Origin of the sequence: Specibacter cremeus (assembly GCF_003946885.1) — a bacterium.
Taxonomy (GTDB): domain Bacteria; phylum Actinomycetota; class Actinomycetes; order Actinomycetales; family Micrococcaceae; genus Specibacter; species Specibacter cremeus.
Genome location: NZ_RWKQ01000028.1, coordinates 47,427 through 58,414, shown reverse-complemented (window position 1 = coordinate 58,414; position 10,988 = coordinate 47,427). Strand labels below are relative to the sequence as shown.

Sequence of the window (10,988 nt, the reverse complement as noted above, 5' to 3'; positions counted from 1 at the left end):
CAGGCGGTGGCCGCCGCCTGTGCAAGCACGCCGGCACCGACACCCGGCAAGCACCAGCAACACAGGTTAAATCTCAAGCTGAGCGCACCACTCTTCCACCTACAGGATAGTGCCGGTGCAGCGGGCGACCAGCGCCGCGACCAGCCCCGGGGTGACGCCGTTGGCGAGCAGGAACGCGCGCACGTCCAGTCCGGCCACGAAGCCGTCCAGCGCCCGGCCGCGCCCGGCGATCAGCGGGGCCAGCTCGTCGTCGCCCAGGTACGACTCATGCGGGTGCTTCACCGGGCTGATACGGTGCCAGTCGTTGATGCCGCGCGCGGCTGCCATATCCTCCGCCCGGGCGCGGCCGGCCTCCGCACCCGCCAATTGCAGCAGCATCGTGGCGATGAGCCCGGTCCGGTCGCGCCCGGCCGAGCAGTGGATGACGACCTTGCCCTCCGCCATGGCCAGCTCACGGAAGACGTCGGCCACGCGGTCCGGGAACAACCGGACGATGTCGCCGTACAGGCGTGGGTGGTTCATGTACGGGGTGCACAGGGCCTGGTACTCGGCATTGTCCGGGTCCTCGGTCGGCGCGTTGACGACAGCGAAGCGCGCCATCGCGGCATCGCCCACCACCGGGTCGGTGGGCCGTCGCCGGCGCTCACCCGGGTTGCGCAGATCGATCACCGTGCGGACGCCGTCGTCGTACACCTGCCCCCAACCGCGTTCGGTGAGCCACTCGCTGCGCCCCATGCGGTAAATGTCACCGATCAGCAGGCGCGCATTGACGGCCCCCTCCCAGTGCGGCACGGCATCCGGCATCGGCGTCAGCCACGGTCCTTGGCCAGGCGCAAGTCCAGCCCGCTGCGCACCATCGGCCATTCGCCCGCCAGGATGGAGAACACCACCGTGTCGCGCAGCGATCCGTCGGGCATGCGGCGTTCGGAGCGCAGCACGCCGTCCTGCTTGGCGCCGAGGCGGGCGATGGCCCCGCGCGACTGCATGTTCATCCAGTGGGTGCGGAATTCCACCGCCACGCAGCCGAGGGTCTCGAAGGCATGCCCCAGCAGCAGCCGCTTGCTGTCCGGGTTGGTGCCGGTGCCGTGCACGCCCGCGGCGTTCCACGTGTAGCCGATCTCGACGCGCGGCAGGTCGGCGGCGATGTTGCAGTATGTGGTCATGCCGATGACCCGGCCCGGTTCCCCCGTGGCGGCGTCGTTCAGGCGGGTGGTGAACGGCAGCATCATGCCGGACTCCTGCAGGGCCAGTCGGTGCCGGATCTCGCCGCGCATGTGCTCCGGGCGCGGGACGGCCGTGTACCACAGGTTCCACAGCTCACCGTCGGACGCCGCCTCGACCAGTCCGTCATGGTGGTCCTCGGCGAGGGGTTCGAGCGTGACGTATTTTCCGCGCAGGGTGACGGGTGCAATCGAGGTCATGGAAAAACCCTATAACGGGGGTGAAACGCGGGAGGACACCGGTGGTGCGGTGCTACATTTCAGGAACGTTGCCTGATGCCGCGGCAACGGTCCCCCGGTCCGCCCGCGAAGGATTCCAGGCCCCATGTTGACTGACCCGGCCGCGCACCCCGCCACCGTCTGGCTGATCCTGGCCGCCTGCCTGGCCATCGCCGACTGGCTCCTGACGGCGCGGCACCGAATCGGGCCACGGGCGATCAGCAAGCCGGGCACCATGGTGTTGCTGCTCGGGGCGGCCCTGACCATGGCCGGCACGGCCGGGTGGACCGTCGGCGCCGCCTTGATCACGGCCGGGCTGTTCTGCTCCCTGTGGGGCGACGTGTTCCTGCTCCGCGAACGGCCCGGCTCGCGGTTCCCGTGGTTCCCGGCCGGGGCCGCGGCGTTCGGGCTGGCCCACCTCCTCTACGCGGCGGCGTTCATCGACCTCGCCGCGGTGCGGTTGGCGGACGGGACGACCAGCCCCGAGGCCCTGTTCGCCGCCGCGGTGACGGGCGTGCTCACGGTGGGCGCCGCCGTCGTACTCGTGGGCCGGCGCATCGTGGCGGCGGCCGGCAAGGAGCGGGCGCTGGCGGCCGGCTACGTTGCGCTGATCTCGCTGATGGCCGCCACGGCCATCGGCACCGCGAATGCGTGGGCGGTCGCGGGGGCGCTGCTGTTCTATGCGTCGGACTCGATTCTGGCGTGGAAGCGGTACCGGGACAGCGTGCGGCTGCGCGACTGGCACGTCATGGTGACCTACCACCTGGCTCAGTTCTCGTTCGTGGGGCTGCTCGCCTTCGGGTAGCGCCCGGCTATCATCGAGACTGTGAGCGCGCAGAACATTCCCGAGCAGGTATCCGACATCTTCGACCCGATCCGGTGGCGCGTCGTCGAGGGTTTCGACTTCACCGACCTGACCTACCACCGGCAGGTCGAACGGGTCTCGACGGGCTCGACCACCGACCTGCCCACCGTGCGCATCGCCTTCAACCGGCCGGAGGTGCGCAACGCGTTCCGGCCCGGCACGGTCGATGAACTGTACCGCGCCATGGACCACGCCCGCATGAGCCCGGACGTGGCCACCGTGCTGTTGACCGGCAACGGGCCCTCCGCCAAGGACGGCGTCCATTCGTTCTGCTCCGGCGGCGACCAGCGCATCCGCGGCCGCGACGGGTACCGGTACGCGCAGGGGGACACCAGCGAGACCATCGACCCGGCCCGCGCCGGCCGGTTGCACATCCTCGAGGTCCAGCGGCTCATGCGCACCATGCCGAAGGTCGTCATCGCCGTCGTCAACGGCTGGGCGGCCGGCGGCGGGCACTCGCTGCACGTCGTCGCCGACCTGTCCATCGCCTCCCGCCAGCACGGCAGGTTCAAGCAGACCGACGCGACCGTGGGCTCCTTCGACGCCGGGTACGGCTCGGCGCTGCTGGCTCGCCAGGTGGGGCAGAAGACGGCCCGCGAGATCTTCTTCCTGGCGCGCGAATATTCCGCCGAGGACATGGTCCGGATGGGCGCCGTCAACGAGGCCGTGGACCACGAACGGCTCGAGGAGGTGGCCCTGGAGTACGCGGCCGACATCGCCCGGCAGTCCCCCCAGGCCATCCGCATGCTGAAGTTCGCGTTCAACCTGGCCGACGACGGGCTCGCCGGCCAGCAGGTGTTCGCCGGCGAGGCCACCCGGCTGGCGTATATGACCGACGAGGCGGTCGAGGGCCGTGACGCGTTCCTGCAAAAACGCGACCCCGACTGGTCCGGCTTCCCCCACTATTTCTAGGCGCAGATGAACGTCGAACCACTCCTGAAAGCGCTGGCCGCCGCCCTGGCCGGCGAGGGCCCGGCCGTCCAGGTCTCCGCCCCCGCCTCCGGGTCCGGCTCCGGGCACGACGGCGACCCGGTCGTCACGCTGGTCCCGCGCGAGGCACTGGGGCTGGGGGCCGGCAGTGACACGGACATCGCGGCAATCGTGGCGACGTCCGGCTCGACCGGGACACCGAAACGCACCATGCTCGGCGTCGACGCGTTGGCCGCCTCCTCGGCGGGCACGGCCATGGCGCTCGGCGGCGAGGGGCAATGGCTGCTGGCGCTGCCCGTGCACTATGTGGCCGGGTTGCAGGTGCTGGTCCGGTCCCTGTTCGCCGGTACGCGTCCGTGGGTCATGGACCTCTCCGGCGGCTTCACGGCGGAGGCGTTCACGGCCGCCGCCCGGGAACTGACGGACCGGATCCGGTACACGTCGCTGGTGCCCACGCAGCTGACCCGCCTGCTGGACGACCCGGCGCCGGAGACCCTGGCCGTGCTGCGCCGCTTCAACGCGATCCTGCTCGGTGGGGCGCCGGCCTCCGCCGGCCTGCTCGAGACGGCCCGCGGGCTGGGCGTGCGCGTGGTCACCACGTACGGCATGAGCGAGACGTGCGGTGGCTGCGTGTACGACGGCGTGCCCCTGGACGGCGTGCGGGTGGCCATCCGCGACGGCCGGGTCTGGCTGGGCGGCGAGGTGCTGGCCGACGGCTACGTGGACGACGCCGCCCGGACCGCGGACGCGTTCCTGACGGAGGACACGCCGGACGGCCCCGCGCGCTGGTACCGGACCGGGGACCTGGGCGAGCTCACCGCGGACGGACGCCTGGTCATCCACGGCCGCGCCGACGACGTCATCATTTCCGGCGGGGTGAAGATCTCCCCGGCCGCCGTCGCCGACGGCCTGCACCGGGTGCCCGGTGTCCGCGAGGTCTTCGTGGGCGGGGTGGACGACCCGGACTGGGGCCAGCGCGTGGCCGCCGCCGTCGTCGGCTCCTGCACCGAGGCGCAGCTGCGCACCGCCGCGGCCACCCTGCTGGCAGCCCACCTGGTACCCAAGACTGTGGTGTTCGTCTCCGAGCTTCCGGTGCTGCCCACCGGGAAACCCGACCGGGCGGCCATCCTGGCGCTGCTGGCCGCGGCCGCCGGCACCGGGAACTGAGCCCGACCCGGCACAATAGGGGGAGGGCGGCGCGCCCCCATCTCGAACCCTCGTAAGGAGCTTTAGCTGTGGCCACTGTCGGTCAATGGATTGAAGGGGCCCGGCTGCGGACCCTTCCGATGGCAATTGCCCCGGTGATCGTCGGCACGGCCGCCGCCTACGACCTGGGCGGGCTGCACTGGCCGCGCGCCGTGCTGGCCGCGCTCGTGGCCCTGCTGCTGCAGATCGGCGTGAACTACGCCAACGACTACTCCGACGGCATCCGCGGCACCGACGACATGCGCGTGGGCCCGCTGCGGCTGGTCGGCTCCGGCGTGGCGAAGCCCGGACACGTGAAACTGGCCGCGTTCGCGGCCCTGGGCCTGGCCATGGTGGCCGGGCTGGCACTGGTCATCCTGTCCCAGGCGTGGTGGCTGCTGCTGGTCGGCGCCGGCGCCGTGCTGGCCGCCTGGGGCTACACCGGCGGCCGCAACCCGTACGGGTACCGCGGCCTGGGCGACGTGTTCGTGTTCGTGTTCTTCGGCCCCGTGGCGACGCTCGGCACCACGTACACGCAGGCCGGGTCGGTGAGCGCGGCGGCGGTCATCGGTTCCATCAGTACCGGGCTGATCGCCGTCGCACTCCTCATGGCCAACAATGTCCGCGACATCCCCACCGACACCGAGGTGGGCAAGCGGACGCTGGCCGTGCGGCTGGGCGACGCGAACGCCCGCCGCAGCTACGTGGCCATGCTGGCGGTGTCCCTGCTGATCGTGATGGTCCTGGTGCCGGCGAAACCGTGGCTGCTGCTGGTGCTGCTGCTGGTGCCGGCCATGCTCATGCCGAGCTGGCTGATGCTCACGGGCAAGGCGCGCAAGGCCCTCATCCCGGTGCTCAAGCAGACGGGGCTGATCAACCTGGGCTTCAGCCTGCTGTTCGCCGCGGCCATGGTGCTGACGCACCTGTAGCGATTCAGTGCTGACGCACCTGTAGCGATTCAGCGTTCACGCACCTGTGGCTATGGGCGCGCCGCCCAGACGCGGAAGTCCTCGACGGCGTCCTGGGGGCCCGTGACATCGAGGCGCGCCGCGGCGCGGCGGCCCAGCGCGAACAGGGCCAGCTCCACCGGATCCGCCGCCACCGTCACCGTGCGCCCGCCCCGATGGACGACGATGGGCGGCTCCCCGGGCACTTGCACCACGACACCGACCGGGCTCTTGCGGAACGCGAGCCGGAGCTGGACGCGCAGCTTCGCCCACAGCGCCTCCTGCTGGCCTGCCGGCAGCCGGCGCGGCTCCCAGCCCGGCCGGGCGCGCCGGACGTCCTCATGGTGGATGACGTATTCGAGGTGGTAGACGGTGTCGCCCAGGTGGGCCATGGGGCTCCAGGCCGGTGGGCGGGCGGCGAACCGGTCGATCAGCCGGGCGTACCCCTCGGGCGTGCGGGCCGTCTCAACGAGGGTGCCGAGGTGTTTTTCGCTGCCGGGCGGGCGGCGGGCCAGGTCGTCGGCCAGTTTCAGCCAGGGCGCGTGCTCGCGCTGCACCACGTGGGCCAGCAGGTGACGGACGTCCCAGCCCGCACACAGCGTGGGTGCGTCCGGGTCCGCGGTGCGCAACGTGTCCACGAACGCGTCGCGCTCGGTTTCCATCCAGCCCATCGAGGCTCCCGGTTACGCGGTGCCGTGTTTGCGGGGGGCCCGGTCCGAGTCGATCCGGATCCCCGGGTTTTCCTCGACCAGAGCGTCCTCGGCGTCGGCGTCGGCCAGGGCCCGCTCCGAGAGCGTGGTGGTGGCCTGCGGGGCGAACCGTTCGGCGATGACGGCGGTGGCCGCCGCGCGCTGCTTGCGGAAGAAGAGGTAGGAGACCACGAACGCGCCGAGGACGCCGAACACGGCGGAGGTCAGCGGGCTGAAGTTCAGCAGCATGAACACGGTGAAGAACGCCGCGAACAGCACCAGCCGCAGGAGGGAGTACTTGAAGAAAGCCACGGGCGCCAGTGTAGCGGCCGAACCTGAGCGGTCGCCCGGGGGGTCGTTCTGGGGCCCGGACGATAGAATGAGGGATGCGTTACATCCCGGTGGTCTTCCTGGTGGTCGTGTACATCTACGGGCTGATCGACTGCCTTCGCAGCGATCCGCGGGACGTGCGCAGCGTCCCGAAACCGGTGTGGCTGGTGGTGGTGATCCTGTTGCCTGTCATCGGCGACGTCCTGTGGTTCTTCCTGGGCCGACCGCAGTACGACACGGCCCCCGCGGCGCCGTCCGGTGCCGTGTCCCGCGGCCCCGTGGCGCCCGACGACGACCCCGCGTTCCTGCGCAACCTGGAGTCCAGCCGCAAGAACCAGGCCGAGGCGGCCCGGCTGCGCAAGCTCAAGGATGAGCTGGAGGCGCGCGAGGCCGCCGTGCGCCGCAAGCTCCACGGCGAGCACGGCAGCCAGCACCCGAACGACGAGTCGACGAAGTAGGCGGGGGTCGGGCCTGGGCCCACGGCCGCGCAATCGGCGCCCAGGCAGCGCCTGGCCGCAGCCCCACGCAGCGCAGCACCCTGCCCCGGGGTTTCGCCAGCGGTCACACCGAGATCCCATCCTGGTATTCCATACTCCCTCCCGGCGTGCGCTGCCAAGGAACATGCCGAAGCCGAAAGCGCGCGGGACGTGCGCATCAGGCAGTCAATTCGCATTTTAAGCACGATGCCGTCATGTGACTTGCGTCTCACGCTGAAACCGCTACTCTTGTTTGGTATACAAAATGACGTCGTGTTCGATCGACGATCCCACCGCGCAGCGGTGGCGGACGAACCACACAAGGGAGTGTCATGAACGACGAAGACAGGTGGATCACGGGCCTGGGCACCGGGCCGGACGTCCTGGTGCGCGCCGGCCGCGTCACCGGGCTGGGCCGGTGCCCGGTCGATGCGCCACACATCGTTGACGCGGCCGGCGGGCTCGCGCTGCCGGCCCTCGTCGACGCGCACGTCCATCCGGACAAGACGCTGTTCGGCCAGCGGTGGCATTCCCGGCCGCCGGCGGACACGCTGCGGGAACTCATCGACTCCGAGGTCGCCGGCCGTGGCCGCATCGAGGGATCGGTGTTCGCCCGGTCCCTGCGCCTGTTCACGGCGCTGGCGGCCAGCGGCGCCCGAGCCGTGCGGGCGCACGTGGACGTCGGGCCCGGCTCGGGGCTCGACGGCGTTCACGGGGTGAGCGCGGCGGCGAAGCGGCTGGAGGGCATCCTCGACGTCCAACTGGTCGCCTTCCCCCAGCAGGGGGTGCTGTCGGCGCCGGGAACCGTCGCGCTGTTGGAGGCCGCCCTGGCCGAGGGGGCGACGGTGCTCGGCGGCATCGACCCGGTGGGGATCGACGGCGACCTGCACGGCCAGCTGGACGTGCTGTTCGCCATCGCGCGCCGCCACGGGGTGCCGCTGGACATCCACCTGCACGACGACGGCGCGCAGGGTCGGGAGGAAATGACGGCCATCGCCGCGCGAACCATGGCCGAGGGCATGGCCGGCCTGGTCACGCTCAGCCATGCCTTCGCACTGGGCGACTGCCCGCCGGCGCAGGCCCAGCCGGTCGCCGACGTGCTGGCCGCCGCCGACATCGCCGTGACAACATGCGCGCTGGGCGCCCATCCCCTCGTCCCGGTGGACTTGCTGCGGCGCAGCGGGGTCCGCGTCGGGCTGGGGTCCGACGGGGTCCGGGACGCCTGGACGCCGTTCGGCACCGCGGACATGGTGGATCGGGTGCACCTGCTCGCCTATCGATCCGACGCCCGCACCGATGCCGAGCTGTCCGATTGCTGGGATGTGGGCGCGCACGGCGGGGCCGCGGTCCTGGGGCTGCCACGGGCCGGGCTGCAGCTCGGGGACCGGGCCGACCTGGTGCTCGTGCCCGGGGAGAACACGGCGCAGATCGTCGTGGACCGGCCGTGGCCGCGCACCGTCTTGCGGGGCGGCGTGCCGATCGACTTGGCGGAGCGGCTGCAGGCGGTGGGCGCGTGAGGGGGCGCCGACTGGCCGCGGCGCTCACGGCCGCCCTCCTGGCCGCCGGCACCGTGTCCGGCTGTGCCGCCTCCCGCGCGCTGGCCCCGCTGGGGGCCGCCGACCTGACGACCGTCACCACCGCGGGGACGCACGACGCGGGGACCATCACCTGGAACCTGCCCTATGAGCCGTTCACGCTCGATCCGCTCAAGTCCTTCAACTACGCGGAGAACACCGCCATCGCCAACATGTGCGAAAGCCTGCTGCGGCTCAAACCCGATCTGACGACCGAGGGCGCGCTGGCCCAGAAGGTCGACTCCCCGAACCCGCTGACGTGGGTGTACCGGCTGCGTGGCGATGTCACGTTCTGGGACGGGACGGCGATGACGGCCCGCGACGTGGTGGCAAGCCTGCGGCGAAACCTGGATCCGGCCGCCGGCACCTATTGGGGCCAGTACTTCGAGAACGTGCGCAGCATCGACGCGTCCGGCCCCCTGGAGGTCACGGTCCGGCTCAAACAGCCGGACGTGCTGTTCAACAAGGCGATGGCCACCGCGGCCGGCGCCGTCATGAAGGCCGATTTCATCGCGCGCGCCGGGTCACGCCTGGGCAATCCGCAAACGGGCGTCATGTGCACCGGTCCCTTCAAGCTGGCCACCTGGCGCTCCGGCGACCACATGCTGCTCGTTCGCAACGACCACTACTGGGATCCTGCGCTGCGCCCCGTGTCGGGGGCCCTCGACTTCCGCTTCATCGCGGATGAGACGACGGCCGTCAACGCCCTGCGCAGCGGCGAGATCGACGGCCAGTACTTCTACCTGCCGCCGGCCAACATCTCGCTGCTGCGCCTGGCGGACCAGGGCAGGTTGACGGCCGGCAAGTCGCTCGTGGGCTTCACGCTCATCGGCGCGGCCGCGACCGGTCCGTTCGCCGACCCGCGGATCCGGCAGGCATTGCTGTCCGCGACCGACCGGCAGGCCGTCTCACGGGTCATCTTCCAGGACACGGCGTTGCCGGCCCGGGCCCTGGCCTCCGAGGAGTACTGGGGCTACGAACGCACGACGTTCGCCGACGCCTATGCGCACCTGCCCGACACCCGGGTCGACCTGGCGAAGGCCAAGGCCCTCGTGGCCGCGTCCGGGCAGGCCGGCAAGCCCATCACCATCGCCATCCAGGGCAGCAGCGCCGTGCACGCGATGGCCGGCAGCATCCTGCAAGCCACTGGACGGACGCTGGGGCTGGACATCAGGATCAGGACCGTCCCCGTCGAACAATACGGAAACCTGTACGTCGACCCGCAGGCGCGCAAGGGCATCGACGCGTTCTTCTCCACCTGGTACGGGAACGTCGCCGACCCCTTGGACGCGTTGTCGACGTTCACCCTCGGCAACCGGAACAACTACAACGACTATGCGACGGTGGACGCGGCACTGCGGGCCGCGCGCGCCGAACAGGACCCGGCCCGGCGCGCGAAGCTGGTCGTCGACATCCAGCGCCACGTCACCGAGGACGCGCCGTGGCTGCCGTTGGAGCAACTGCCCGTCCTGTTGTACCAGAGCAAGCGCATCACCGGCGCGACGGCGTCGTTCGCCTACCTCTACTACCCCTGGGCAGCAAAGCTGGGCACGCCGTGACCGCCGCCGCGCCCCGCCGCCCGAAGCCGAACTGTCGAAGGAGTGACACCCCATGAACCCGTGGCTGAAGTTCGTGTCCAAACGCCTGGCGGGCCTTGTCGTGGTGTTCTTCGCCGCCTCATTTCTCGTCTTCAGCCTGCTCTACCTGGCCCCCGGCTCGCCCATCTCGTTCTTACTGGGCAACCGCAGCGGGACCCCGGAGCAGATCGCGGCCATTCGGGCCCAGTACCATCTCGACGACCCGTTCCTCACCCGGTACGCGGCCTGGCTGGGCGGCATCCTGCACGGGGACCTGGGCCAGTCGATCGTCTACCGCCAGGATGTGGCGGCCCTGATCGGGGCGCGCATCCCGACCACGGCGGCCCTGGTGGGTTACGCGTCGGTCATCATCCTCATCGTCGGCGTCGCCATCGGCCTGCTCGCGGCCCTGCGGCCCGGCTGGGTCGACGCGACACTTCGCGGCGGCATGACGGTGGCGTTGTCGACCCCGCCGTTCGTCGTCGGCGTCCTGCTGATCCTAGTCTTCGCCCTGTCCCTGGGCTGGTTCCCGGTGTTCGGCGCGGGCCGCGGCTTCGCCGACACCGTATGGCACCTCACGCTGCCGGCCCTTGCCCTGGCCGGCGGCGGCGCGGCCTTTCTGGGCCGGATCACCCGGGCCGCCACGCGGGGCGAACTGGCCCGCGACCATGTGGAGACGGCGCGTGCACGCGGTTTGGGAGAGAGCCGCGTCATCACGCGCCATGTGGTGCGCAACGCGCTCATCCCGGTCGTGACGGTGGCAGGCCTGACCGTGGCCTCATTGGTGGCCGGGGCCGTCGTCGTCGAGTCCGTGTTCGCCGTCGACGGACTCGGCTCGCTGCTGGTGCGGGCCATCCTGCAACGCGACTTCGTCGTCGTCCAAGCCCTCGTCCTGCTTCTCGTCGTCACGTTCATCGTCATCAACACGATCGTGGATGTCATCTACCTGCTCGTCGACCCCCGGATCAAGGCCTAA

At 71.0% G+C, this 10,988-nt stretch carries 12 protein-coding genes; 8 read left to right on the top strand and 4 right to left on the bottom strand.

Annotation, left to right across the window (positions count from 1 at the left end; all coding sequences use genetic code 11):
• Window positions 1–99 precede the first annotated feature (99 nt).
• Both EJC77_RS12200 and EJC77_RS12195 read right to left on the bottom strand, forming a co-directional pair.
• Window positions 100–804, bottom strand: a complete 705-nt coding sequence (locus EJC77_RS12200; protein ID WP_125612976.1) for a tyrosine-protein phosphatase — start codon at window positions 802–804, stop codon at window positions 100–102.
• A gap of 5 nt (window positions 805–809) precedes the next feature.
• Window positions 810–1,421, bottom strand: coding sequence for a GNAT family N-acetyltransferase (locus EJC77_RS12195; RefSeq protein WP_125612974.1), 612 nt, complete (start codon window positions 1,419–1,421; stop codon window positions 810–812).
• A 124-nt stretch (window positions 1,422–1,545) separates the two neighbouring features.
• On the opposite strand from EJC77_RS12195, the gene EJC77_RS12190 reads away from it, so the two are divergent.
• The 4 genes from EJC77_RS12190 (at window position 1,546) to EJC77_RS12175 (ending at window position 5,348) form a co-directional block, all read left to right on the top strand.
• Window positions 1,546–2,244: a lysoplasmalogenase gene (locus EJC77_RS12190; protein ID WP_125612972.1), complete on the top strand. Its 699-nt coding sequence runs from the start codon at window positions 1,546–1,548 to the stop codon at window positions 2,242–2,244.
• Window positions 2,245–2,265: 21 nt separating this feature from the next.
• Window positions 2,266–3,216, top strand: coding sequence for a 1,4-dihydroxy-2-naphthoyl-CoA synthase (locus tag EJC77_RS12185; RefSeq protein ID WP_205787213.1), 951 nt, complete (start codon window positions 2,266–2,268; stop codon window positions 3,214–3,216).
• Window positions 3,217–3,222: 6 nt separating this feature from the next.
• Window positions 3,223–4,401 (top strand): o-succinylbenzoate--CoA ligase, encoded by a 1,179-nt coding sequence (gene menE, locus EJC77_RS12180; protein ID WP_125612970.1) that lies wholly within the window; start codon window positions 3,223–3,225, stop codon window positions 4,399–4,401.
• Between the two features lie 68 nt (window positions 4,402–4,469).
• Window positions 4,470–5,348, top strand: coding sequence for a 1,4-dihydroxy-2-naphthoate polyprenyltransferase (locus tag EJC77_RS12175; protein WP_125612968.1), 879 nt, complete (start codon window positions 4,470–4,472; stop codon window positions 5,346–5,348).
• Between the two features lie 50 nt (window positions 5,349–5,398).
• Here the strand turns inward: EJC77_RS12175 and EJC77_RS12170 are convergent, their stop codons facing one another.
• The gene (locus EJC77_RS12170; RefSeq protein ID WP_125612966.1) at window positions 5,399–6,037 is read right to left on the bottom strand and encodes a TIGR03085 family metal-binding protein; all 639 of its coding nucleotides are present in this window, start codon (window positions 6,035–6,037) and stop codon (window positions 5,399–5,401) included.
• A 12-nt stretch (window positions 6,038–6,049) separates the two neighbouring features.
• Window positions 6,050–6,367 (bottom strand): DUF4229 domain-containing protein, encoded by a 318-nt coding sequence (locus tag EJC77_RS12165; protein WP_125612964.1) that lies wholly within the window; start codon window positions 6,365–6,367, stop codon window positions 6,050–6,052.
• A 74-nt stretch (window positions 6,368–6,441) separates the two neighbouring features.
• On the opposite strand from EJC77_RS12165, the gene EJC77_RS12160 reads away from it, so the two are divergent.
• From EJC77_RS12160 to EJC77_RS12145, 4 genes are all read left to right on the top strand, one after another.
• Complete coding sequence (locus tag EJC77_RS12160; protein WP_125612962.1) at window positions 6,442–6,843, top strand: PLDc N-terminal domain-containing protein; 402 nt, start codon at window positions 6,442–6,444, stop codon at window positions 6,841–6,843.
• Window positions 6,844–7,193: 350 nt separating this feature from the next.
• Entirely contained in the window at window positions 7,194–8,378 is a 1,185-nt protein-coding gene (locus EJC77_RS12155) for an amidohydrolase (RefSeq protein ID WP_125612960.1), read from the top strand.
• Window positions 8,375–9,994, top strand: a complete 1,620-nt coding sequence (locus tag EJC77_RS12150; RefSeq protein ID WP_125612958.1) for an ABC transporter substrate-binding protein — start codon at window positions 8,375–8,377, stop codon at window positions 9,992–9,994. The genes EJC77_RS12155 and EJC77_RS12150 overlap by 4 nt, the downstream gene beginning before the upstream one ends.
• A gap of 52 nt (window positions 9,995–10,046) precedes the next feature.
• Window positions 10,047–10,988: an ABC transporter permease gene (locus tag EJC77_RS12145; RefSeq protein WP_125612956.1), complete on the top strand. Its 942-nt coding sequence runs from the start codon at window positions 10,047–10,049 to the stop codon at window positions 10,986–10,988.

What these genes read in the sequence shown, in the direction of transcription:
- EJC77_RS12200 (WP_125612976.1), bottom strand. Translation starts at nt 804, where the DNA reads ATGCCGGATGCCGTGCCGCACTGGGAGGGGGCCGTCAATGCGCGCCTG.
- EJC77_RS12195 (WP_125612974.1), bottom strand. Translation starts at nt 1,421, where the DNA reads ATGACCTCGATTGCACCCGTCACCCTGCGCGGAAAATACGTCACGCTC.
- EJC77_RS12190 (WP_125612972.1), top strand. Translation starts at nt 1,546, where the DNA reads ATGTTGACTGACCCGGCCGCGCACCCCGCCACCGTCTGGCTGATCCTG.
- menE (WP_125612970.1), top strand. Translation starts at nt 3,223, where the DNA reads ATGAACGTCGAACCACTCCTGAAAGCGCTGGCCGCCGCCCTGGCCGGC.
- EJC77_RS12170 (WP_125612966.1), bottom strand. Translation starts at nt 6,037, where the DNA reads ATGGGCTGGATGGAAACCGAGCGCGACGCGTTCGTGGACACGTTGCGC.
- EJC77_RS12160 (WP_125612962.1), top strand. Translation starts at nt 6,442, where the DNA reads ATGCGTTACATCCCGGTGGTCTTCCTGGTGGTCGTGTACATCTACGGG.
- EJC77_RS12155 (WP_125612960.1), top strand. Translation starts at nt 7,194, where the DNA reads ATGAACGACGAAGACAGGTGGATCACGGGCCTGGGCACCGGGCCGGAC.
- EJC77_RS12145 (WP_125612956.1), top strand. Translation starts at nt 10,047, where the DNA reads ATGAACCCGTGGCTGAAGTTCGTGTCCAAACGCCTGGCGGGCCTTGTC.